Annotated in this window: 22 protein-coding genes; 11 read left to right on the forward strand and 11 right to left on the reverse strand. The window is 42.0% G+C overall.

Features of this window, described 5'->3' with window-relative positions; translation table 11 throughout:
• Positions 1 to 95: 95 nt before the first annotated feature.
• A complete protein-coding gene (locus tag GMES_RS13395; protein WP_006993248.1) occupies positions 96 to 1,355 on the reverse strand; it encodes a DUF6895 family protein in 1,260 nt (419 codons plus the stop codon).
• Between the two features lie 176 nt (positions 1,356 to 1,531).
• Between GMES_RS13395 and GMES_RS13400 the strand changes: the two genes are divergently transcribed.
• The 5 genes from GMES_RS13400 (at position 1,532) to htpX (ending at position 6,179) form a co-directional block, all read left to right on the forward strand.
• Positions 1,532 to 2,821 (forward strand): DUF6895 family protein, encoded by a 1,290-nt coding sequence (locus tag GMES_RS13400; RefSeq protein WP_006993250.1) that lies wholly within the window; start codon positions 1,532 to 1,534, stop codon positions 2,819 to 2,821.
• A 10-nt stretch (positions 2,822 to 2,831) separates the two neighbouring features.
• Positions 2,832 to 3,731 (forward strand): hypothetical protein, encoded by a 900-nt coding sequence (locus GMES_RS13405; RefSeq protein ID WP_006993251.1) that lies wholly within the window; start codon positions 2,832 to 2,834, stop codon positions 3,729 to 3,731.
• Positions 3,732 to 4,049: 318 nt separating this feature from the next.
• Entirely contained in the window at positions 4,050 to 4,265 is a 216-nt protein-coding gene (locus tag GMES_RS13410) for a hypothetical protein (protein ID WP_006993252.1), read from the forward strand.
• A gap of 148 nt (positions 4,266 to 4,413) precedes the next feature.
• Positions 4,414 to 5,205, forward strand: coding sequence for a substrate-binding periplasmic protein (locus GMES_RS13415; protein WP_226990302.1), 792 nt, complete (start codon positions 4,414 to 4,416; stop codon positions 5,203 to 5,205).
• A 101-nt stretch (positions 5,206 to 5,306) separates the two neighbouring features.
• The gene (gene htpX, locus GMES_RS13420; protein ID WP_006993254.1) at positions 5,307 to 6,179 is read left to right on the forward strand and encodes a protease HtpX; all 873 of its coding nucleotides are present in this window, start codon (positions 5,307 to 5,309) and stop codon (positions 6,177 to 6,179) included.
• A gap of 7 nt (positions 6,180 to 6,186) precedes the next feature.
• Here the strand turns inward: htpX and GMES_RS13425 are convergent, their stop codons facing one another.
• Positions 6,187 to 6,861 (reverse strand): cyclase family protein, encoded by a 675-nt coding sequence (locus tag GMES_RS13425; protein WP_006993255.1) that lies wholly within the window; start codon positions 6,859 to 6,861, stop codon positions 6,187 to 6,189.
• A gap of 127 nt (positions 6,862 to 6,988) precedes the next feature.
• Between GMES_RS13425 and GMES_RS13430 the strand changes: the two genes are divergently transcribed.
• From GMES_RS13430 to GMES_RS13455, 6 genes are all read left to right on the forward strand, one after another.
• On the forward strand, positions 6,989 to 8,170 hold the full coding sequence (locus GMES_RS13430; RefSeq protein WP_006993256.1) for a BaiN/RdsA family NAD(P)/FAD-dependent oxidoreductase: 1,182 nt from the start codon (positions 6,989 to 6,991) through the stop codon (positions 8,168 to 8,170).
• A gap of 148 nt (positions 8,171 to 8,318) precedes the next feature.
• Positions 8,319 to 9,128 carry a TnsA endonuclease N-terminal domain-containing protein gene (locus GMES_RS13435; RefSeq protein WP_226990299.1) on the forward strand — a complete coding sequence of 270 codons (810 nt, stop codon included), beginning with the start codon at positions 8,319 to 8,321 and terminating at the stop codon, positions 9,126 to 9,128.
• Positions 9,115 to 11,235, forward strand: coding sequence for a TnsB C-terminal domain-containing protein (locus GMES_RS13440; protein WP_006993258.1), 2,121 nt, complete (start codon positions 9,115 to 9,117; stop codon positions 11,233 to 11,235). The genes GMES_RS13435 and GMES_RS13440 overlap by 14 nt, the downstream gene beginning before the upstream one ends.
• 3 nt (positions 11,236 to 11,238) lie before the next feature.
• Positions 11,239 to 12,669 carry an ATP-binding protein gene (locus GMES_RS13445; protein ID WP_006993259.1) on the forward strand — a complete coding sequence of 477 codons (1,431 nt, stop codon included), beginning with the start codon at positions 11,239 to 11,241 and terminating at the stop codon, positions 12,667 to 12,669.
• A 24-nt stretch (positions 12,670 to 12,693) separates the two neighbouring features.
• On the forward strand, positions 12,694 to 14,250 hold the full coding sequence (locus GMES_RS13450; RefSeq protein WP_006993260.1) for a TnsD family Tn7-like transposition protein: 1,557 nt from the start codon (positions 12,694 to 12,696) through the stop codon (positions 14,248 to 14,250).
• Between the two features lie 12 nt (positions 14,251 to 14,262).
• Positions 14,263 to 15,351: a TniQ family protein gene (locus GMES_RS13455; protein WP_006993261.1), complete on the forward strand. Its 1,089-nt coding sequence runs from the start codon at positions 14,263 to 14,265 to the stop codon at positions 15,349 to 15,351.
• 6 nt (positions 15,352 to 15,357) lie between these two features.
• On the opposite strand, the gene GMES_RS13460 is transcribed toward GMES_RS13455, so the two are convergent.
• The 9 genes from GMES_RS13460 to GMES_RS13500 all read right to left on the reverse strand — a co-directional run bounded on the left by GMES_RS13460 (position 15,358) and on the right by GMES_RS13500 (position 25,106).
• Positions 15,358 to 16,119, reverse strand: a complete 762-nt coding sequence (locus GMES_RS13460; protein ID WP_006993262.1) for a site-specific integrase — start codon at positions 16,117 to 16,119, stop codon at positions 15,358 to 15,360.
• A gap of 626 nt (positions 16,120 to 16,745) precedes the next feature.
• On the reverse strand, positions 16,746 to 17,174 hold the full coding sequence (locus GMES_RS22480) for a hypothetical protein (RefSeq protein ID WP_006993263.1): 429 nt from the start codon (positions 17,172 to 17,174) through the stop codon (positions 16,746 to 16,748).
• Between the two features lie 84 nt (positions 17,175 to 17,258).
• Entirely contained in the window at positions 17,259 to 20,372 is a 3,114-nt protein-coding gene (locus GMES_RS13470) for an efflux RND transporter permease subunit (RefSeq protein ID WP_039987448.1), read from the reverse strand.
• Positions 20,373 to 20,425: 53 nt separating this feature from the next.
• The gene (locus tag GMES_RS13475; protein ID WP_006993265.1) at positions 20,426 to 21,364 is read right to left on the reverse strand and encodes an efflux RND transporter periplasmic adaptor subunit; all 939 of its coding nucleotides are present in this window, start codon (positions 21,362 to 21,364) and stop codon (positions 20,426 to 20,428) included.
• Complete coding sequence (locus tag GMES_RS13480) at positions 21,361 to 22,683, reverse strand: TolC family protein (protein ID WP_193362993.1); 1,323 nt, start codon at positions 22,681 to 22,683, stop codon at positions 21,361 to 21,363. Before GMES_RS13480 ends, GMES_RS13475 begins: the two co-directional genes overlap by 4 nt.
• Before the next feature lie 71 nt (positions 22,684 to 22,754).
• Positions 22,755 to 23,150, reverse strand: coding sequence for a hypothetical protein (locus GMES_RS13485; protein ID WP_006993268.1), 396 nt, complete (start codon positions 23,148 to 23,150; stop codon positions 22,755 to 22,757).
• An 87-nt stretch (positions 23,151 to 23,237) separates the two neighbouring features.
• Positions 23,238 to 24,122, reverse strand: a complete 885-nt coding sequence (locus GMES_RS13490; protein WP_006993269.1) for a cation diffusion facilitator family transporter — start codon at positions 24,120 to 24,122, stop codon at positions 23,238 to 23,240.
• Positions 24,115 to 24,474, reverse strand: coding sequence for a DUF3703 domain-containing protein (locus tag GMES_RS13495; RefSeq protein ID WP_006993270.1), 360 nt, complete (start codon positions 24,472 to 24,474; stop codon positions 24,115 to 24,117). The genes GMES_RS13490 and GMES_RS13495 overlap by 8 nt, the downstream gene beginning before the upstream one ends.
• Positions 24,471 to 25,106 carry a cation efflux transmembrane domain-containing protein gene (locus tag GMES_RS13500; RefSeq protein ID WP_006993271.1) on the reverse strand — a complete coding sequence of 212 codons (636 nt, stop codon included), beginning with the start codon at positions 25,104 to 25,106 and terminating at the stop codon, positions 24,471 to 24,473. Before GMES_RS13500 ends, GMES_RS13495 begins: the two co-directional genes overlap by 4 nt.
• Between the last annotated feature and the right edge of the window lie 16 nt (positions 25,107 to 25,122).

A 25,122-nucleotide genomic window follows, 5' to 3' on the forward strand; every position in this document is an offset into this window, starting at 1 on the left:
TTTAGTTTTATATACGTTATCGAACGGACTAATTTTCGTTGCGATAACAAGTTATGAATGACTAACGCAAATAAGTGCGTTAGCTATTCAATTTATTAAGCAATTGCTAGTTTCTTCCAGTCGATACAGTCATCAATCTTTTTAATCGTGCTGTGGACTGAAGTTTCGAAGCACTTGCTTTGATTCTTCAATTTTTCGTCATGAAAATAGCCTATATAGCCGCGTTCATTTCGTTGCGAATTAACAAATTTAACCGTGTTATCAATGACGTGACCCAAACCGACTTTTTCAATTGCTTCACGATCAGTTTCTAGCGATTTGAGAACGGTCAGCAGAAGGGGAAGGTTGTATTCGTCGGCCAATCTTAGGGAGTGTCCAAGAGAATATATGAGCTTCAAATCGACAGGGGCCTCGCTAACGAAAATGTCGTCTAATTGGTCATAAATAATTCGCAAGCACATCGCCGCGACCAGCATGGTGTGATAATTTTTAGCCCACGTTTGGAACTTCTCTCCGTGGCGCTGCTTAACATCATCACCCATTCGCCCAACCGGACCCGGAATGATTGTGTCGTTTTGTATTACCTTGGCGATTTCACAAAAAACCAGATCCATATGCCATTCTTTGCAATGTCCAGTTAAGGCGAGGGACGCTAGTAATTCTAGCGATACGTCGAGATCTTGCTTGGCAATATATTTTATTAGCAGAGCCTCTAAAGAGTTGACGATCCCGTGGTCAAACCGCAGCCCAACATCCAAAAAGTCATGGCATTTGCGCATGCCAGTCAGATAAAACACGTTATGTGTTAAGGCGTACGCCTGGGACTCATCAGTGTGAATGGGGTCGGGTAAACGGGTAAAGTTCGACATGGCATATAGGCTTTTTACTGGGAATATATGTGCTAAGTCACCGTGGATCTGCGTAGCAAAAATATAATCCATCATACGAAAGGGCACTAACTCCAACGAACGTGCATGTTGTGAATAAAGCTCGTCTGCAAAATAGTTTTCGTGTTCTGTATTGTTAACCCCAAGGTGCTTAGCGACTGCAATGGGTAATCCAAAGGCGAGGAAAAGTTCGCGATTTGCTTTAGCTAATTGAAGGAATTTTTCATCTTTCAGTTGATCAAAGAATTGCTTTTCAACGATTTTACTTTTTGATTTAATTGTATGGTTATTACAAACTAATAAATAAAGAGAATATTCGCAAAATGACTTTCTATGTAAAAATGTAGTTTCACTATCTGAAATTCTATATAAATCAAAATACTCTTTATTTTCATCTAACCAAATATCTATATTTTTAATTTTGGCTTCTATGTCTTTCTTAAATAGTTCTATTTTAAGTTTATTCATTTTTGTTTCCCCTGAAATTGATGGGATAATCATTGTTTGTTTTTTTGATTTGGGAAACTGTAAAAAGTATCAGGTTATTATTTTTAGCGTTTAATTGAGGTTAGCTGATAGATCTTACAGTTCGCTTAATGCTGTCTTTGATTACTATTAATTAACTTTAATAAGGAACGACTATCATGAATAATCAAAATTTTGCAGAAAGTAGTACGACGTTAAAATACTTAGAAAAAAGAATTGATAAAATTGATAACTGGGTAGATAGAAACTTGTCATGCTTCCAACCTTTAGTCGCTGACTGCCCCAAAGGGACTGATTATCGCCGCAAAGCGTTTGGCGAAGCTGGCTTGTACATATATGTGGCCGCACAATATGAAGCATTTGGATCACCAACAGCATTAGTTGAAAGCTATTGGCATACCATCTCTTCCAATGAATACTTGGATTTAGCTAGGCGGAATCTCGCCACATATGGTCTCTATGCATTCCCTGTAGCTGTGGCAAAAAGCTTAGGCAAAAGTACCGAAAAACTAGATGCCTATTTCGAAGATACTTACCTATCAACTCATTTACGATCAATAGAGCTACCTCCTTTTCGACTGATGGATAATCTGTTTTTCGCAAAAATATATGGATTATCTGAAATGCCCTATTCACTTAAAGAGGTGAATAGGTTGACCAACATGAATCGTCTGCCAGATCCGATTCAATGTGATGAAGCGCAAGCTTATGCTTTAACGCATAATATTTTTTACTTGACTGGTATGAAGGTCAATCAAGATTTTCTTGGGCTTGAACCGACATACGGACACCTTCAGTTGCAAGCTTTAGAAGCTCTTTTCGTGCGCTATATGGCAAATAATAATTTAGATCTAGCGTTAGAGTTATTGATGTGTTTGATATTGACTGGACTCTGTAAGCGTTGGCATTTGCAGTATGCATTAGACCTAGTAGACAAGAATTTAATTGGTCACACCATAGTACCGGGCCCAGGTGAGCCAGAAGGGTTCGAAAAGCTAAGTGAAACCAGTGATGAATTTCAAACCTGGGTCAAGCATTATCACACAATGCTCGTGGCCGGCATGACATTCAGACTGGCTGCTACCCATATAGATACCATATGGGCAAGAGGCCCCTCATTATCTTACTTTGCAGCATATGCTTCAGGGCAGCTGGTTAGACTTCTTAATGACTACAACTTGCCATTAGCACTGACGGTACTTAAGACTTTAGAAGAGCAAATACCAGATATTCAGCGTTTAGATATAGAGTATATCCTCACCTTTTCTCTGCGTTTTATCGAGCAGCAATGCCAAGCAGACGGCAAAGTTGGCTTTTACTATGATCAGTACCACGCGTTAACTACAACGGGGAAAACTTGGGACGAAGCAGTTAATACGATTCAAGTGCCTTTATTGAATATTCACCGCCAAATCAATTGGCAACAATTCGATGCTTTAGCAAGCTAAGGGGGCGTACATGCAACTCACCATAAAAAAGTTTAACTTTCTTATTGCAGTTATTTTTATCACCAGTATCTCAGTGCAGTGTCTATTTGCCTATATCGACATTATTAGCTTTGGAGGAATGCTAATAGTGAGTTTAATGTGGATCCCCCTATTGGCATGTTTATTAAGTGGAAGAAAATGCATTAACTTGATGCTAGTCAGTGTTAAACGTATCGATATTAAATGGATAGGGATAGGTATTTTTACTGGTTTCGTATTATTGTTCGCAGAGCAGGGCTCTTTGTATTTTGGGCGACTGGGACATCTAAATGATCAAGTGTATTTTTTAGATACGGTACGCCAACAAATCCACATAACTAATGTCGCATTGTTGTTAGGTAACGAGCCTCAATCCTATGCTTTCTTTGCCCTTAACTTGTGTCTTACGATCACTGTTGTCGGGGTGCTAATGGCTATTTTAGTGGTTTTCCCTTTCGAGGCTTGCTGGAGAGGAGTTATCTTTCAAGAGCTGTCCAATTTGGTAGGGATCCATAAGGCTCCAATCTTTGTGGGTCTGTTGATTGGACTCTGTGCTATGCCTTTAAGCCTTTTTGGGTACATTAACCCAAACTCCCCTCTACTAAGTGCTTTTATTTACATGCCGCTGTTATCTGTAGGCCTGAGTTACGTATTAGCGGGCTTAGCAATAAATACAGTCAGTGCTTGGCCTACCGCCATAGCGTTAGGTATTTACTTTATTGGTAGCAGTAACTTGTTCTTGCTGCCCGATGATGCCAGCGCAAGTATGGCGGCTAAAGGGGTTGTTTTAGCTTTAGCCACACTTTGGATCAGAAGTGCATTAATCAGCCGTTTTGAACAAGCAGAGCAACAAAAAGAAGATATAACCCACCAAGTGGAAGCTTGCTCCTAGTGCAAAAATAAAAGGCAGGTGTGAGTATTTCAATCAGACATGTAATCCTTGCGGCACAATTGTCACCTGCTATTGGTGGCAGTCGTCTGTGCTGTAGCACCTTCTAGTTATTCACAATCTTTCTACGCCGACAAACCGACAATATAGCCTACCTCTAATCATGCGCTATTCTCAGAAGGTTTTGCCAATCGGCTTTTTTACCTGCCGGCGCCCTGAGTATGATAAAGCAAATACAAAGGTTACAAATTGTTAGCTCTTGTTGATCAAGCCAAGGCTGAGCTGTTAGGTTAGAAGTGAATTCTTAATGGAGGACATGTTATGACGTCTAGTAAACAGGATCAAAATGAACACGGTATCGCGCACTTTGCAGCCTTAAAAACCGCTATTGCCAACGGTGAAGAGCAAACCGTGAAAGAGCTACTGCCAACTGGGCCTATGCAAGACATTGAGAAAGATTACTTGATTGAGCTGGCCAAATTAAATAATAACCGCACTATTATCAACCTACTGCAGAACATACCTTCAAAAGACTAACCCGCAGGCGTTGAGTGCGGTGCTAATGGAGTTGGGGGCAAGCCTCTTCTGCTGTTAATTTTCAAGTAATCAAAGTTGACCTATGGGCGTGAAATATTGATACTGATTGACTTAAAGTCGCTTAGTAAAGGAATTTCGTTTGACGCTGGTGCGCTTATGTAAACTTGCCATATTACTTCTTGTACTGCCGTTTAACGCGAAACTGGCGCAAGCCACTGAACCCTATGAACTTACCTTTGCGGTTAATACTCCCGGTTCCTTCCCCTATCTGTATTACGACGATCCTTCGCAAACCTACAAAGGGCTGGTACCAGAATTTTTTGCAGCCTTAAAGCGGCGCGAACTATTAGACATTACCTTCGTGGATTCAAATCAACAACGTAGCGAAACATTTGCAAAAGAAGGCAAAGTTGATTTGTATCTTGCGAATTTGGGCTGGGTATCTGAGCCTAGCAAAGTCATTACCAGCATACCGATTATTCAGCATAAGACCTTTTTATATAGCCTCACGCCGTTTGATGACGAGTTTGACTTCGCTAGCGTTGAGAATAAGCGGGTTTGTACTCAGCTAGGCTACGCCTACACTGGCCTACAGGCATCTTTTGAGGCTGGAAAATTGCTTCGATTTGAATCATCTACTCAAGACACGCTGGGCTTAATGTTGGCAAAGGGCCGTTGCGATTATGCAGTGCTCAATAACTATAACGCTAAACTCATCTTCTCGGCTCCTGAATACTGTGGGCTGACAATTCATCATTCCCCAAAACCAACCAGTACGGTTCCATTAACCATTGTTATGCGACCTGCTTTACACAAGGTGAAAGCACTTATTGATGAAGAGCTCACCGGGTTTATAACGAGTGGCAAGGCAACTCAATCCTTAGCATCGCATTCTTCTATTCCTCGTTTTCCAATGCCGGGCCAATGTAACTCTGTTTAATGAAGCCATGTCTTTCAAAAAATATTGAATCATCGCACCTTGGCTATTGCGCTGTGCAGAGATTGTCCACATATTAAGCATATCTAATTGGAGTGTGAAATATGTTTCGAATATTAATGTTTTTAGCCACTAATATTGCCGTTATGGTATTGATTAGCTTGGTCTTTAGTCTGTTTGGTTTTCAAGGTTTGTTAGCACAAAACGGGGTTGACTTAGACTTGCAGGCTTTGCTTGTTTACTCGGCCGTTATTGGCTTTAGTGGCTCAATCATCTCCTTGCTGATATCGAAATTTATGGCCAAGCGTAGCATGAATGTGCATGTGATTGAGCGTCCCGAAAATGACACCGAGCGTTGGCTGTTACGCACAGTAGAGCGCCAAGCAGAGCAAGCTAATATCGGCATGCCTGAGGTGGGTATATTTGTGCACGCAAGCCCAAATGCCTTTGCCACAGGGTGGAATAAAAACAACGCCCTGGTTGCAGTCAGTACAGGTTTGCTTGAGAGCATGACCCAAAGCGAAGTTGAGGCAGTACTTGCGCACGAGATTAGCCACGTAGCCAATGGCGATATGGTTACCATGACCCTAATCCAAGGCGTGCTGAATACTTTCGTGGTGTTTTTGTCGCGGGTTATCGGCCATGTGGTAGACCGAGTCGTATTTAAAGTAGAACGGGGTCATGGGCCAGCGTTTTGGATTGTATCGATTATCAGCCAAGTGATATTGGGCATTTTAGCGTCGATGATCGTAATGTGGTTCTCACGCTATCGTGAATTCAGAGCGGACGCTGGTGGCGCAAGTTTAGCTGGGCGCAGCAATATGATTGCGGCGCTTAAACGTTTGAAGCAAAACCAAGATGCGCCGCCCATGCCAGAAGAAATGGCGGCGTTTGCTATCAGTGCAGGTAAGGTACAAAAACTGTTTTCCAGCCACCCGCCGCTAGATAAACGCATAGAAGCTCTGCAAAAAAGTTAACAAGCCCTTAGTTGATTTGCACGAACGCCCGAACCGGGAAGGTGCCTACACCGGTAATTTTAGGCGGTACCGCATAAAAGCGCGCACCGCTGGTGGGCACTTTATCCAAATTGGTAAGGTGCTCGCAAATCAATACTTCGTTAGCCAACAACAGGCTGTGTACTGGGCGTTTTTGGCCTCGCGTATCATCAATATTGTGTGAATCAATACCCACTAGTTTTACACCATTATTAAGCAACCACTGCGCCGCCTCTTCAGTCAAATATGCGTGATTCTCAAAGTATTGCTCGCTGTTCCAGTGCTTGCTCCAATTGGTATTGATAAGTACTGCTTTACCCGCTACATCCGCATTCTTAAAAAAGTGTAGGCCGATCTCTATGCTATCTTTTGCATCAATCACCACTGTGGGTAAATCAGCTAGCAATTCTAAAGACACTTGTGCAAGGTCGTCACCGTCTGCCGCAAAGTGAAATGGTGTGTCGATATAGGTGCCGGTATTACTGACCATTTCGATTTTGCCAATCTGTACTTGATAACCATCACCGTAAATCTTTTTTGATTCTTCGCGACTTAGGTAGTCGCACATAATGGGCGCGGGTAAACCCTTGTAAGTAATTAAGCCGTCATAGATGCGGTGGCTCAAATCGATAAAAGTCCGTTTGCTAGGTTGAAGGTCAGTCAAAGTGGCTCCTCAGATAGGCGGAATATACAAGATAGCGTGAGCACAACTTAGCATTAATTTGGGTTTTTAAAGCAAAATTCTTTATACTCCGCGCGAAATACATCCCTCTAAAACAACAGGCAGTAAAGTGAAGAAAGTAGACGTAATCGTCATAGGTGCAGGTGCAGCAGGTTTATTTTGCGCAGCGCAAGCGGGAAAGCGCGGGCGTAGTGTGGCTGTGCTCGACCACGCAAAGCGTATCGGTGGCAAAATTCTCATGTCTGGCGGCGGTCGTTGTAACTTCACCAACATGTACGCCTCTCACGAAAACTTCCTTTGTGATAACAAACACTTTTGTAAATCTGCGCTAAGCCGATATACCCAGTGGGATTTCATCAGTCTGGTTGCTGAGCACGGTATTGCCTATCATGAGAAAACCTTAGGTCAGCTGTTTTGTGATGACAGCGCCAAAGATATACTCAACATGCTGCTGAGCGAATGCGACAAAGCAGGCGCCACAGTCACCAATCAATGTGATGTACTGAAAATAGAAAAAGGTGATACCGGTTTTACCTTGCAGACCAGTAAAGGCGAGTATCAATGTGAATCCCTGGTGATTGCCACGGGCGGGCTTTCTATGCCGAAACTGGGTGCCAGCCCATTTGGGTATAAAGTCGCGGAGCAATTTGGTTTAACGGTAAAGCCGACCCGCGCAGGCCTAGTGCCTTTCACTCTGCACGAGCAAGACAAAAACGTACTCGCTGAGCTAAGCGGTATTTCCCTTGATGCTAGCGCTAACTGCAACGACACCAGCTTCAATGAAAATATCTTGTTTACTCACAGAGGCTTAAGTGGCCCCGCAGTACTGCAAATCTCGTCTTTTTGGGAGCCAGGCCAAGCAGTTGAGTTCGACTTATACCCAAATGGTGATTTGTATGAACAATTGCACAAAGCCCAACAAAGCCAACCGGATGTATTGCTCAGTAATGCCTTAGCGGCATTTTACCCCAAACGCTATGTACAAACCGTGTTGCCCTATTTGGGCATTGAGAACAAACCCTTAAAACAATATCAAGGCAAGAGCCTAAATGAGGTTGCAAAAGCCTTTCATCAATGGCACTTAAAACCTAACGGCACAGAAGGTTATCGCACCGCAGAGGTCACATTAGGCGGCGTGGACACAGATTTTCTGTCCTCTAAAACCATGGAAGCCAAAGATGTGAAAGGGCTATATTTCATCGGCGAAGTGATGGACGTCACTGGCTGGCTAGGGGGCTATAACTTCCAATGGGCATGGTCGTCTGGTTATGTAGCCGGGCAAGTGGTTTGATTTTGTGACATCATAAAAAAGTTTGTCCCTAAATAAAAAAGTTTACCCCTTAACTATAAATAGCATAAAAAAGATTGTCCTTTAAAGCATTCCCTCTTATTGTATACCTATTGTTTTAATTTAGGTGTGTGTTATGCCAAGGCGCAAGTTGGAAACATTCGACGATTTTAATAGAGCGTTGAAAAACAAATATGGAATTGGAGAAAATTCCTCTTACAAGCCCTGGTTGAGAGTTCAGGATGTCAAATCATCTGGCGTTCGCTCTCAGATATATGGCGTTAAATCAGGAAGAACCCATCATTTACTGTCGGCAATTGAAACGGAATTTTTTTACTTAGCGGAATTCAGTGAATCTGTGGTTGATATTAGAGAACAGTTCCCTCTATTGCCAATTAACCTTTCTATAAAGATCGCAAAAACATTGGATATAAAACATCCAACTCACCCCACAAGTCAAATACCTATAGTGATCACTACTGATTTCTTAATTACACGCAACGTTAACGGCAAAAAGGTTTACGAGGCCTATTCAGTCAAGCCAGAGAAAGATTCTAATAAGCTAAGGGTGTTGGAGAAAATAGAAATTGAGAGAGTGTGGTGGGATTTATTTGGTATTAAATTCAACTATTTTACCGGCAATCAAACGACTCAAATTCAGAGTAAAAATGTAAATTGGGCTACACATATCATTCGCTCAAATAAGAATAGATTCTCAGAAGATCAGTTGTTGGCAGCTTTGCAATATATCAATGTTGGCCTGGTATTGATAAAAGAGGTTTGCGATAGTTTCGCGCTCTACTTGAACGTAAAGCAAGAACACGCACTAGAGCTACTAAGATGTTTAATAGGATACAAATATATCGAGGTCGATCTTTCAATTGCTTTGGAACGCAGTGATTTCATAACCGTATACTCTATTTCTGACTTTAATCAGGATTTAGCCCTTGGAAATTCTTAGAAACAGTGTTTGGGACATAAAAACCTTTCAAGGTTTTGGTGCAGGTTTGTACCGAATACTAAAACTGGATGAAGAATTTAACTATGTAATATTGTTTCCGATTATCGAACCCATTGCAGAAGGACGCCCTGCAATTGCTGATTTTAGGACATTCCAAACTGCAATTAGCGAGCAAGATGTGCTTAAAGCGAGCTTTAAGTTGCCTGTCTATATGTTGTCCGACGAGGATGAAATAAGTGAAAATCACCGTGCCTACAGAGATAGACAATACAATCTAATTAAAGCCTTGGTTAGCGATGAAGAATTCCTCATACAAATATCAACCAGTAAGCGTGCCAAAGGCATAAATATTCATGCAAAAAAGGTAGGAAGCGATTCAAAAAAAATAACTCGACTCTTGAAGTTATTTTGGAAGTATGGACAAACCCCAGACGCGTTATTACCGGCTTATAGTAAGTGTGGTGGTTACGGAAAACTCAAAACAGTCAAATCCCTTCCTATGGGGAGACCCAAAAAAGCAAGGACTGTCGCGGTTGAAAGGGCTAGAAACTTTATTGTTACTGAGGAAGATAAGGACAAATTTCGAAAAATATTGTCAGTTCATGTCCTAAAACCCCATGGTAAATCAATACCTAAAGCTTACGATGAATTACTTAGGGCATATTATTTTGATGAAATTAAAATGGCTAACGCTCTGGGTACCGTACCTAATGTGCCAAGCCTAGCACAATTAAGATATTGGAAAGAAAAGCTGTTTGATAAAGCTGAAACAGCAAAAAGGACAACTACTGAGCGAGATTACTTGCTTAATCGACGAGGCGTCAGTGGCAGTACGTCCACAAAATGGTCTGTGCCTGGTGATTGTTTTGAAATTGATGCTACAGTTGCTGATGTTCACATTGTCTCAGAGTGGTCGTCTAACCTTATACTTGGCCGCCCTACCATTTATTCAGTTGTTGATAGAGCTACAGGTGTTGTATGTGGGTTAAACGTTTCACTTTTTTACGCTTCATGGCGAGCAGCACGACAAGCATTGGCCAACACGTTCTTGCCAAAGGCAGATTATTGCAAAGAGTTTGGAATCAATATACAAGACAGTGATTGGCCAGTTAATCATATTCCATTAACGTTAATGTGCGACAACGGAGAGATGATTGGTCTTAATCCACAAAAACTTGTCGTCCCTCTAACAGAACTTCAATTATCACCGCCATATAGACCAGACTTTAAGTCTATGGTTGAAGTCAGGTATGGTCTTCTAAATAAAGAGCTGATACACGATCTGAGCGGCACTACTCGCGGTGGCGTAGTTATCCGTGGTGATAAGGATCCAAGAAAGGACGCAATTTATACCCTTAAACAGTTCACTACCCTGCTTATTGATGCAGCCTTGGAACTTAACAGAACTAAATATGATCGATTAGCAAAATCAAATGCACTGCTTATTAAATATGATTTGCTTCCGACACCAATTAATTACTGGAAAGTGAATGTAGCTAGTTATAAGCATTCACTTCAGGTGGCGGATATTGATGTAGTTATTAGTCGAATGTACCCTCCCGCAAAAGCAACTATGACAAAGCATGCAATCGAGTACAACGGCTTGTATTACTCCAATGAGCGTGTGATTAAAGATGATTTAACTACTATCGCAAGAACACATGGAAATTGGCAGCTAGATGCACGGATCAACGAAAATACTACAAACTTTATCTACGTTAAATTCGACAAGAATGAAAACTTTGTCAAATGCAATCTCCTGCAACGAAGTAACATGTTTGAGAATAAACCAATGTATGAAGCAGACGCATTCAACGATTGGTTAGACCAGAGTAAAGCGAAATCTCCGATATCAATTGAATCTATTGATAGCCGGAAAATGCGTAAAGAAGAAGAGCGTGTTGCTAAGTCTAATCAGGATGAAAATACGATTCCCTTTGCCAAGAAAATCAAAAATATGCGGGAAAGTAGAAAGAACGAGATTAGCAGCACTAGCAACGCAATAGAAGATAAGCAAGAGTCAATTCAATCTACTCAAGTAGCCAAGCTAGTCGATCAGCCAAAGGGTAAAAAAGTTCATTTGCCTCGCAGACCAAAAGGGAAGTAAACAGTGCGTACAGAACAAGCAACTTACCACGAAGCAATTCTTCCTGAATACAGGGGTAATCCATGGATAGAGGCACTACCTAGAAAAGTAAGTGCCGATGAGATAATGGATAAATTCAGTAATTACCCCGATCTTGATATTCATATTCGAGAAAACCCCGATCCATTGATTAGAGCTGAATATACAATCCGTTTAAAGGCGCTTCGCCAACCGCTTCCACTTTATGCTGAGGTTTTCAGAGCTATTGAAACTGCGCTAAAAGATGGCTATTCGGCTAAAAATCCATTTACACCAACAACTGCACAATATCTTCATTATGCAGCCGATGAGCGCCCCAAAATTGAACCCAAAACAGGCTATTTTGAACCGAAAGCAGAAGGATTGACCTTAGTTGGCGATAGCGGTGTCGGCAAATCTAGCATGCTTGAGCAAGTGCTTAACTATTTCCCAAATGTAATAGTGCATAACAATTACAATGGCAAAAAAATGGAGTATCAACGCCAGATTGTGTGGATTAAAGTTGATTGCCCTCACAATTCAAGTGTACGCGACCTATGTGAAGAAATACTTTCTTGCATTGACGATATTGTCCAAGAGGGAAAAACAAAACCTGCAACAACTATAGGAGCATTAACCAGACAAATAGAGCAAAAAATTAAGGTGAACTTCTTAGGCATGCTTGTTATCGATGAAATGCAAAGGCTTACTTTAAAAAGAACAGGGGGAGAGAACAATCTTCTTAATTTTATACATACCCTTGTAAACAAGTTGGGTATACCGATGTTCTTCTGCGCAAATCCGCCATTTGACGATACTTTAGCGCGAACACTCAAAGCTGCTAGACGAGCAGAAGGTGGCGGTTATTTTATAATGAAGCAACTTACTAGGAACAGTCAGGAATGGGAATATTTTATACAAGAACTATGGGATTTGCATTGGACTGATATTACAACTGAGCTGACTGAGGAGTTAAACAATACAATTTTTGAGCTTTCTGTTGGTAACCTTGACATGGCTCATCGTATATACAGAGATGCGCAAAGGCTGGTCATAGGCTCGGGTGACGAGCGTATTACAGTAGGAGTTCTGCAACAAGCGGCGCTTAGTGCTCTTGGCTTATCGTCTAAAACAAAAGAAGTGATAAATTTGCGCGATGAAATCACAATGCCTCGCCGTAACCGCCGTGTTGCCAATCAAACAATTGTCACTGAGGTTAAAGATACCTCAATTACATCTGCTCCTATTGCAGACGTAACAAGGCCGCAGCATCCTGAATTCTCAGCGAAGCTATTAGAATTAACTGCCTGTATCGATCTTCTATCTCGCATTGAGGATCCAGACTTATTAAGACGGGGAGTGGACGAGGAGGATGCCAATGAATATTTTCGTGGTATTGGCATCCTTTGCGACGATCCACTAAAGCAACTTGCATGATGCGTGGTTTAAGAGCCTTGATCAATGTGGGTGCCAATTGCCTTACCAGATGAATCTTTTTATAGCAGGATAGTACGAAGTCTTACGCTAACTGGCATGCCAGTAGATAAATTTTTGAATACTTACTTCAATAGGAAGCGGGTTTCTATTCACCCGTATCTAACCGTTGGGATAGGTTCCATTGCAAGCCTATCGCGAAATGAGGTTGAATGTGTAATCAATCAACAAACCTTGATAAAGCTTTTTAAGTACTACCAACCAAAACGATCAAAGGAGATTAATAATGCATTGATGGCTGGCAATTGTAATGCTGTACTTCGAGCTTGCAACTTGGCTAGTTTTAAGGAAACAGAAATTTTAACGGTTAAGTATTGTCCATTATGCGCTAAAAAAGATATGTATGAACATGGTGTAAGTTATTGGCATATTTCTCATCAGATACCAGGGGTTGAGTCATGCAGTGAGCATCCTGTCAGGTTAAACAGACTAGTGTTACCAGCAAGAATATATATCGCGCCATCCTTCCTACCACCTCATAACATGCCTGCTGACAGCTCAAATAAAATAACCTCAGATTTTGCAAGGTTTGCCAATACATTTATTTTCAATGAGTTAGCATATTCAGACTTTTTTGATTTAACAGAACTCAGGGAATCACTATATAAATCTGGCTATTTACTTACGTCTGGAACGATTAAAAATAAAAAATTAACGACTGACTTAAAAAGTTTAGCTGCTAAATTGGCGTTACCGAATGACATGCTCATACCTCTTCAAACAGCGAAAACAAATTATGTTTATCATCTGGTGAATGGAAAGTTTGCTCAACACCCTTTCAAGCACCTACTTATCTCGTTCATGTTGTCAGCGAACTCAGAGAAAAATGATAGAGCTACGTTAAATATAAAAGCAAAAGAGAGCTACCAAACAGAGTGTCTTGAATTGCTAAAAAAGGGAATGCCTATACTGCAAATTCATCGTAAAACTGGTAAGAGTAGGTGTTATATCAAACAACTAGCATTGTTGAATAACATAGAGATAAAAAAAATCCCGCGCACCATTGACGAATTTGCTATCAAAAAAGTTTTGGATTTGGCATATAAAGGTTTTCATCGTGAGTATATTGCAAATAGCTTAGGTATTTCCGTTGGGAGTGTTGAGCAGATTATTTCTTGTGATCCTGGCTTGGTTGAAAAGAGAAAATGTTATAAATTTGAGTCTAAGCGCAGACGATGCAGGCTAGAAATTAGACGTTGTATAGGTCGCTACCCCACTGCAATCAAACAAGAAATAAAAAACCAGTGTTATGCAGCGTTTCATTGGTTGTATCGTAATGACAAATATTGGCTTAATAATTCGTTGCCACCCCCTCAAAAAAATAAGTTTCATCGGATAATTGATTGGGCTGAACGAGATATTACCTTAGCTAAGAGAGTTGCCGACATATTAGTTAAAACTGATGACAACATATCTCTAAGCAAGCTTGATAAGCAAATCGGCGGACATGGGTGGCTACTGAAGAGTAAAGGAAAGTTGCCTTTAACAATGAATATGATCAACAAATTCATGACTAATAACTGAGAATATAATTACATGAAGCAATTGCAAGGAGACGAATCGGTACAGAGTTTCATTTTCAGGGTGTTAATGTTAAACGGCGAAAGTGACTTCGCTGGTGTGTTAAATAGAATGGGAGAGTGGCGAGCCTTCCCTTTTGTTGCGACGATGCATTCTCATCTGTTCAGGCATTATGATCCAGAATATCTACTTAGTGTTTTACAAAGGTCAGCCATAGCAAACCCTGTCGCGGGAATGTTTTCGAACCCTTTATCACACTTTGAGTTAGTGCCAACTGTATTTAGAAATGGTGTTGAAAATTACAGTCAACAAACTCAAAATAATTTTCTCAAAGTTAACTTCTGTGTTGATTGCATCGCAGATGACCTCAAGAATTGTGGGTTTGGTTTCTTCCGAGCAGAGTGGTTAAACCAAAAATATTGCCACCATCATAAAAAAGCTCTTTTCAACTTAACAGGCAAAAGTCAAAGCGTTGCCGCATCTAATATCCAAAAAGCTCTGCGTGGTGAAATTCCGACTAAATGTGAGCAGTATGATTGTTATGGTGATCAAACTTCGTTGGGTACTGATGTTGTTGAAAATGATGTCAAGTTCGCTCCATGTCTTCAAAAAAGGCTACTTCATTGGTTGAGAAAAAATTGTATGCAATTAGAAGGAGAAACGAATGACACAGAAAGAATAACCTCGATCTTGATGAAAAAGACCGGCATGTATGCGCAAGTTGATGAAGTCCAATTAGAAAACGTTTGTAATATCGTTAAAGACAATCATCCTAATGTATTTAAAGCCTTTGTTAATGAGCAATCTGAAGAGATATATACTTCATTTAAATTAGATAGCCATTTATTTAAGAATAAGTTAAAGGTTATAAAAGAACGAAATTGTTCAATCTGCAAGCTGCATCGAGAAGGTTATCAATGTTCAGAAAGTAAGATCATCAGTGTGGCAATGAAAGAGACAAACTATAAGCTTCTTCATGAAAATCCATGTGATTATTACTTAACAAACAAGAGACCATACTGGAATGATTACCCATTAGGTGGAAGCAACGCTATAAAAGACGAAGTATGGAGTGTATTTAACAAGATAAAAGAAGTTAATTAGACGCTATCACTTTTTCGAGTCGTTTGAGTATGGTTCAGTTCGATCATTGTAGCTAACTGCGACACTCGATGGACTGCGTACTCCTGCCACACTTTGTGCAACGTTAACATCATATGTTTGAAGAACGTGTGTAATTAGCCCCCTGCGGCCACTATTTGATGTCGCACTTGAAACACCAGCCCAATCTCGAAGTATCAGAGCCATATGCTCTTGAAGCGTATTTGGTGAATAAGAACCGCCTTTTTGGGTCACGAAAAGTGGATCTGTTGACTTTAAAAATGGCTGATTAATTAGTCTCATCTCAACGTATGTTTTTAATGCGTTTACGAGAGGTTCTTCAATAAGAGGAAGCAGCCTTGGTGTCGTAGAATTTTGATTTTTTGTTGGATAGAAATCGATAGGGTTGATCTTTTTATCTGCCTTGACCAATGATGCAACTTTTTCTAATGCATTTTCGAACTCACTAACGGTGAAGGTCAAATTCTTTTTAACATATTTACTTCGCGATCGATTTTTTGGCGTTTCTCTGGAAGCAATATAAACCTCTTTTCGCAAAGTGAACGATTGCCTAGCCTCCCTGTCATTTCCCTCTAGCATAGAAACATCATCTATTGTTAATGCAGCCAGTTCCTGAGCTTTTAAACCTAAATGCCTACTCATCTTCATAATTGCTGTATTTTTTTCAGCATGCCTATTGTTCAAGATCACACTAAAAACCTTCTCCCACTCTTTAGATGTGAGGATACTTGCTCTGCCTTTTATAGCCATTTAATAAATTTCATCCATCACGGGCAAGCCATTTTATTAGTGATAATTTTTAATATGATAAGAAACAACTCATTTATCATAATAAAGCTGCTTCGGTAACTCAAGTATGCATGTCGTGCCTCAAAAAAAGATGGGTATTTAATCATTCAGCAATACTTTGCTAAAGGTGCTGCTATCTCTAACTTCAAAGCAAGAACCTATTCAATTTGGTACTTATAGACGTACTAAAAAGCGCCATACTTTAAAAACTAACAGGTCGGTCTAGGCAGTAAACTGCCGTTGTGGTTTTTACTAACGACTTCGATTATGACCGTTAAAGATACAGTCGGAAACGATGACTTCTACAACAAATTTATAAAAAAGTGCACATACGATCACCAATCTTGACTGACACGTTTTGTCATTTTCATATCGTCCTTCATACTTAATCTAACTGGCAAAAATTCCGTATTACGGCCATACCCTTCCTTATTGATAAATAAAAAAATCAGTTGCGTAGGCCTTCAAATTTTAATTTTGTTGTACAAAAAATAGGAATAATAGCGGCTTCCACTTGTCTGCTGTGAACCTGATACACTGAATTTTCTAATCACTGCTCTAAACAAAAATTATGTTTAAGTTGAGAGTCAAAAAGGTTTTTTCTTCGTTTCACTTATTGTCTCAATAATATACTCGACACCTACTTCTGCGTCTTCGGGGATAGATTCAAAGTCAACAAAGAACAGAGCAACGCCAAATTGATGTCTTCTAGGTCGTCCTGCATTGCCTATCACCCTTCTGTAGCTTGCTATCTTCTGGTCAATTATCGCTCCATCTTCAGTTAGAATAGAAACGAGAATATGCCCGTCCGGTAAGCCAAAAATATTGGGCGCGTTCAACCGGCCAGAAACATGCCATTTATTCTCAGTTTCGGCTACCCAAACGCTGGTGATCCGCCACTTTTCATTTGGCACATTATTCACCTCTATCAGTCTTGCTGGCGAAGCGCATCCCGTTAAAAAAATGCTCAGTAGAGCCAAAGTGGCTAGTCGTAATATAGTGTATTTGGTAAACATAAAGTCTATACCTCATGTTGAATTGGGTTGTGTTCTTTAAAGATAAAGAGCACCGTATCTTCTGCAATACGGTGCCTAAAACAATCACACTTTGATTGATTTCGAATGCATCATCCGATACAAAATAGGCAAAACGACCAATGTTAGGATGGTGGACGAGATGATCCCGCCAATCACCACCGTTGCTAGCGGTCTTTGCACTTCAGCGCCAGTCCCGACATTCAGTGCCATGGGGATGAAACCTAAACTTGCTACCAGTGCCGTCATCAGAACCGGACGCAATCTTGTGATAGCTCCGTCAACGATTGAGTTAATCAAGTCACCTGTTTCTAGTACTCGCTGTTTAATAAATGACAACATCACTAAGCCGTTTAGTACCGCAATACCAGAGAGCGCAATAAACCCGACTCCGGCAGATATAGACAGTGGCATGTCACGCATCCAGAGTGCGAAAACACCCCCTGTTAAGGCTAAAGGCACACCAGTGAAGATGATCAAGGCATCACGAAATGAGCCAAACACCACCACTAGTAACACAAGTATCAGGAAAAGCGTGGCCGGCACCACGATAGACAGTCGCTGACTGGCACTTTCAAGCTGCTCAAACGTGCCGCCATAATCCAGCCAGTAGCCTGCTGGCAGTGAAACCTGTTCGGTTATTTTGATTTTTGCTTCGTCAACAAAACTCCCTAAGTCGCGTTCTCTGACATTGGCGGTAACCACGACTCTGCGCTTACCGTTTTCTCGACTGATTTGATTGGGAACAGACGAGTAACCCAGCGTAGCGACTTCTGATAACGGCACAAATTCCCCATCGGATGTAATAATAGGAGTGCTGCCAATGGCATCTAAGTCTGTGCGGATACCTTCATCAAATCGCACAAGCAACTCGAATCGTCTATCTCCCTCAAAAATTAAGCCAGCGGTATTACCTCCGATAGCTGAAGCCAACCACTCCTGCAAATCGGCGACGTCCAATCCATAACGTGCCAACTCGACTGGCTTAGGGTTGATAGTGAAGATAGGGATATCATCGACCTGCTCAAGTCGTGCATCCGCCACGCCGTCTATTGATTGCAAAACCGTTAAGATGTCGTTTGCAGAGGCAACAAGCGTGGTTAAATCATCTCCGAAGACTTTTATACCCAGATCAGCCCTTACCCCACTAATCAACTCGTTAAAGCGCATTTGGATAGGTTGGGTAAACTCATAGTTATTACCTGTCACCGCTTGTAAGTCTCGCTCAAGAGTTTCCACGAAATCCGCTTTTGATAGGTCAGGATCAGGCCATTGCGCTCGTGGTTTTAGCATAACAAAGGTATCGGTTACGTTGGGCGGCATCGCATCGGTAGCTACTTCTGCTGTACCGGTTTTCGCAAACACTGTAAGTACCTGTTCGTATTCCATCAAGGTAGATTCAAGTGTTTTTTGCATTGCGACGGCTTGTTCAATACCTGTGCCCGGTATTCGCATGGCGTGCAGTGCGATGTCTCCTTCGTCAAGCTGGGGAACAAACTCAGAGCCTAGTCGCGTTGCCAACCATAAGCTGCCTACTACTAGCACGACTGAGCCGACAAGCACTATCCAGCGTAATTTCAGTGCAAGGTGAATGATGGGGCGATAGGCGGATTTGGCTGCAACAATAATGAAGCTTTCTTTTTCACTGACTTTACCGCCCATAAACATCGCGACTGCCGCTGGTACAATGGTAATGGAGAACAGCATCGCTGCTATCAGCGCCATGATGACCGTTGCCGCCATTGGCTGAAACATCTTGCCCTCAACGCCTGTCAATGAGAACAGCGGGATATACACCACAGTAATAATCAATACACCGAACAAGCTAGGACGAATGACTTCGTTGGTTGCTTGAAAAACCAGTTCTAGCCGCTCTTTAAGTGGTAAGACTCCGCCTGTGCGTTTTTGAGACTCGGATAACCGCCTGATACAGTTCTCTACGATGATCACCGCCCCATCGACAATTAATCCAAAATCCAATGCCCCAAGGCTCATCAGATTGGCAGAGACACCGGTATTAACCATGCCTGTGATGGTTGCCAACATCGCTAGCGGAATAACTGCCGCAGTGATGAGCGCGGCGCGAATATTGCCAAGCAATATGAACAAGATCACTATGACTAATAATGCACCTTCCACTAAATTCTTTTGAACCGTGTCGATAGCTTTATCGACCAGTAGGGTGCGGTCGTAGACTGGCTCAATGACAATACCATCAGGTAAGCTGGATTGAATGTCCTTCACCTTTTTGGCAACGGATTGAGCAACGGCTCGTGAGTTTTCGCCAACTAGCATCATTGCTGTACCTAAAACGGTCTCTTCACCCTCCTGCGTTGCCGCACCCGTTCTCAGCTCCTTACCAATAGCTACACTGCCAATGTCTTTCACCGCAATGGGGACGGTATTAATGCGTTTTATTACCACATTTTCGATATCGCTAAGTGTCTGTAGTTGACCTTGTGAGCGCACCAGTATTTGTTGCCCATTTCGCTCAACAAACCCCGCACCTTGATTCGTGTTGTTTCGCTCCAGCGCACGATGGATATCACTTAGACCAATATCAAAATTCAGCATTTTCTGTGGTTCAGGATTCACATGATATTGTTTTACGTACCCACCGATGGCGTTGACTTCAGTGATCCCCTTAACCAGTGCGAGCTGCGGTTTTACAATCCAGTCGTGTATCTCGCGAAGCGCCATTGCATCGTACGGCTCACCGTTTTTTTGCATGGCATTTTGCTTGGCTCGCAAGGTATACATATAGATTTCGCCCAACCCAGTAGCGATAGGTCCCATTTCAGGCGCTAACCCTTCAGGTAGCTGACTTTTGATTGCACCTAATCGGGTATTGATGAGATTACGCGCAAAATACAGATCAGTACCTTCATCAAATACCGCTGTTACCTGAGATAGTCCGTAGCGAGATAAAGAGCGGGTGTAGGACAGATCAGGCAATCCCGCCAGTGCTGTTTCTACTACGAATGTGATCCGCTGCTCGGTTTCCAAAGGCGAATAGCCCGATGCTTGTGTATTGATTTGCACTTGCACGTTGGTGATATCGGGTACTGCATCAATAGGTAATTTTTGATAACTGAATATCCCCATGCCCAGAACAAGGAAGATCAACATCAGCATTATCCCTCGTCGCTCTATGGATAAACGTAATATGGATTCAATCATGTGTTCGTCCCCCAATAACTGAGACGCATGACCAAGTAAATTGCATTGAGTTATTAGTGGTCATGACCGGCCTCCGACTTTTCTAAATCGGCTTTAAACAAGTAGCTGTTCTGGCTGACAATCACATCTGCAATGTGCAGACCTGATAACACTTCAATATTGTGGTTATCTTGTTGACCTAAGGTAACGGGTACGGGACGGTATTCGTCACCTTCTTCGACAAACACAACAGAAGCCCCCTCAAACTCTTGAATCGACGTTTTAGGCACCATCATGGCGACATCAAGGGTGTTGATTGTGACAAGGCCTTTGATAGCTGCGCCAACCGGCCACTGACCTGAGGTGTTAGCTATTTTGGCATACGCCAAGACATAAGGCTTTTCATCGGGTGAGGGTAAGATATGTTGGATAGTGGTGTCTAACGCTGCCCCTGACAGGCTAAGCTGAACAGGTTGCTGTTCTGCTATATCTGATAGCTGTTGTGGGAAAATTTTAAGCTGTGCCCACACGTCATCATAGTTTGCGATTGAAAATAACACTTGGCCATTAGATAACTCACCTTCATTGGCATGTCTGGCAATCACGGTGCCTGAAAACGGCGCGGCGACGGGATAGCTTTTCAGGCTTTCGTTGGATTCAACTACCGCCAGTGTCTCGCCTTTTTTTACCTTGTTACCTAAATTTGCATTGACCTTAGTCACCATACCGTCGAATCGTGCACGCACATGACTCAGTGAAGCAGGGTCGGTCACGATATTTCCGTAGACAGTGGTGGTGATATTGAGACTACCCGTTTGCACACTTTGCGTCATTATGCCCATTTTTTGCGCCATGCTATCCGACATGAATACGCGTTCATCCTTATGGGCTTCCTCTTTACCATGTTCGCCTTCTGATGCTTGTATTGTGGTGCTTGAAAAAAATCCCAACGCACTGCAAACAATGAAAACTAACAGAGTGTTTTGCTTCTTAATTAATATATTTTTGTTCATTTTGTTTTTCTCGAAAAAGAGCTGTTGATCGTATCCACAAGAGGCTGTGCAGTCAGTGATTCGATATCTGCACCACGCTGATGAGCTTGCTTCGCTGATTGAATTAAGGCTTGTTTGGCATTGAGTAGTTCTTGACGTGTACTCACCCATTCAAGGTAGCTGAATCGACCGTTTATATAGGCTTGTTCTACTAATTCCAGCGCTTGGACTAAGGGTGGGATAATAGAGTTTTGCAGTGTCTGTACATTGAGCAGCGCATTGTTTCTGACAATCAAGGCCATATTTAGCTGATGGTATAGGCTTTGCGTCGCTGACTCTTTTTGTTGTTCCAGCTGTGCCTGAATTGCCCGCTGCTTTTCGTACTCGCCAAGATTTCGGTCACCGGCAAACAGAGGCATACTCACGCCTGCTACAAAGGCTGTTTCATCTATGCCATTCATGCGCCTGATACCAGCCGTCCAGCTTAAATCCGATTGATTAGCTGCTTGAGTAAGACGGACTTGAGATGCCTGCAATCTCGAACCTTGCGTATAGACCTCAAGATTGGGGCTGTCCAATAAGGTGGTAAAAAGCGCGGTTAACGAAGGAGACGATTGCAGCGCAAATAAGTCACCCTCCACATCAGTAAAAGAGGGATCTTTTTCCCCCCACATAATAGCCAGACTATTTATCATGCCTTGCTTAGTTTGCTGTGCCGTCACCACATCCAGTCTAGCTCTTGCTAAAGCCGCTTCAGCGCGTTTCTGTTCAAATGCAGGGGAAGCACCTGCATCCACGCGTCTTGCGACAGCCTGATAGGTATATCGAGCAAGTGTTTCTGCATCTTTTTGCGCGTCAATTAACGCTTGTTGCGCCAATACATCGATGTAGCGACGTGTCACTTCAGCCAGTACATCCAAGGTATGCACTTGTTTTTGCGCTTCGACTAAGGTGGATTGCGCCTTAGCAAACGCCTTACGTGAGTTGAGTTTATTGCCCAATTCAATGACCGACGACAATGTGAGAGTCAGCTCGGTGTCCTTAATGCCAGAGACCTCGTCTGTTCCTAAGAAGTTTTCCACTTCAATGCCTGCGTTGAGGGCAGGTTTGAGAGAAGCAGTTTTAATTTCTCCCTCAATCGCTTGTTGCCTATATGTGAACTCATGCAACTCGGGCGAATTCGCTAATGTTCGCTGTATGGCGCTTTGCAAGGTCATTTCGCGATTGGTGATACTGTTTGTTTGTGCTACTACCACGGTGTGTGTTGTCAAAAGGACAAGCATCGTGGAAATCACCCAAGCGTGCGCACGCACAGGGCGACTCAATGAAAAATGCATCATTGTTTTATTCCTAAATTATCAAAAATATATATCGCCAAGCAGTTGGCGAACGGTGTTTGATTAGTTCAGGGTTATGCTTTAGGTGGGCGTAGTAATTGCGTGACCGGTGCATCTATTACTTTTGATAAGTAATAGAAACCGTGATGGGTGGCAACAGAAGCAAGTTCAATTGCGGTGTTATTTCCAAGCCATTGGGCATGGGTTCCATGACAGTGACCACAATGGTGGCAATCAGCAGGATTGTGAGAAACATCTATGGGGGCGTTATCAGTATCGGGATGTTCGATAGATTTTAGTTGCACCTGCGGCTTTTCAGAAGCGATATTATCGCCTAACTGATGCTCGTGTATTTCGTTGAGATGTTGCGAGTCGATAGCATGAAAATCCAAGGACTTGGCGACAGCAGAAAACGACTGAAACAAAATCAGCGAAATCAACAGGTAGCTTGTCACCCTTACACTAAACATATCTATCTACTCTCATCTTTTTCATATTAACAGGTAATCGAACTAAGACCAATCGACCAACCGAAACAAAGTATTTCAATCATTACATTACTCATCACGACAATCTTCATTGGCAAATTCAATTTCAATGGTAGTGTGCACAAAATCAAACTCATCAAGGCCTTGGCGAAGTTCGTCTTTAAGTGTTCTCAACTGAGAAACCGAAACATCTTGTTTCAACTCCACATGTGCCGTCATGACGCTATGTTCACCGTCCAAAGACCAGATATGAAAATGATGTATATCCGTCACATCATCGTTTGACATGAGCACTTTACGCACTTCTTCCATCTGCTTAGCATCGGGCGTGGCTTGCAAGAATAACAATAAGGTTTCTTTTAGATTTCTGACAACATTGAATAAAATGAATAACGTGAAGCCAATAGATAAGATAGGATCTAAAATTGGCCATGGCTTAAACATCAGCACAATCGATACGATCAGCACTGCCACCCAACCTAAAACATCTTCAAGCAAATGCCAGTTTAAGATACGCTCGTTTAAAGAATTCCCTTCGCTAAGTTTATACGCAGCAAATCCATTAACGGCGATGCCAAAAATTGACAAGAGTAACATGCCTTCGACCTGCGGCATTTCGGGTGCTGAAAGCCTTGGGATAGCTTCGAATAAGATCCATATTGAGCCAGTCGTTAAAACTAACCCGTTGATCAATGCACCAAGAAGTGAAAAGCGTTTATAGCCATAGGAAAATGTATTGGTTGCTTCTTTATCACTGAGTTTATTTAAGCCCCAAGCGGTGCCAATGGATAAACTATCGCCCAAATCATGCACTGCGTCGGCCATAATAGCCGTGCTGTTTGTCAGCCACCCGCCGATAAATTCAATGATAGTGAACACGACATTCAAGAAAAATGCCCAGCCAATACGTTTTGATGCGCTGTTATCACTGTGACTGTGGTTATGATTATGCATGGTTGATTTTGTCCAATATCGCTTTATTTTCAGCACTGATTGGCAGTCGCTTAAAGGGGCTGATGTCAGTGCCACCTGTATTCCCTTTGGGTACAAGGCCGATAGCTGTTTTGGTTGCAGCACCAACTATTCTTATTACTTGTCCAAAAACGGCTCTCCAATCTTTGTTTAGAAGACCATGTCGCAGCATTTTACAATGAATTAAACAATGATAATAAGTAGAGTGCTGACCAATTACATGCGCATCCTCCAGCGCTGCAAATGCCTGCCTCTCATTATTGTTAGACATTGCATCTGAGTAATCTATTAATTTGGAATCGATATGCGGCTTAACGGCTTTATTGTATGTCATAGTGAATCACCCCCTTTACCTTTAGCTAGTTTATTATTAAGTACTTCTTGCTTGGCGTCTTTCAGGATCATCCACGCTCCGCGCAGCACGACAATCGACACAATACAGCCGATAACCAAATCCGGTACTCTGCTATCAAGCCATACCACTAAAACTCCGGCGATAATGACACCTATGTTGGCGATGACATCGTTGGCCGAAAAAATCCAGCTGGCTCGCATATGTACTTCGTCGTTTTTATGATTACGAATAATCACCAAGCAAACGACGTTTGCAATTAGTGCAATGAACCCAATCCCTATCATTAGTGATGAGATAGGCTCACTGCCCAAGAATAACCTTCTGGTAATATCAATGAGAATAATTACGCCCAACAATAGCTGAAAGTAACCACTGATTTGTGCAGCTTTGGCTTTGTGAAGTATAGATTTACCCACAGCATAAATACCTATGCCGTATACAACCGCATCCGCTAGCATGTCCATAGAGTCTGCTATCAAAGCAGTAGAGTCAGCCAAAATACCCACAGTCATCTCAACGAAAAACATCACCGCATTGATGCCGAGCAGCCAATACAGAACCCGTTTTTGTGAGGCATCTTTGATTTCCACTTCACAGCCGCAACCACTCATTATTTAACTCTTATTC

This window comes from Paraglaciecola mesophila KMM 241 (assembly GCF_000315015.1).
In the GTDB taxonomy this organism is placed as follows: domain Bacteria; phylum Pseudomonadota; class Gammaproteobacteria; order Enterobacterales; family Alteromonadaceae; genus Paraglaciecola; species Paraglaciecola mesophila.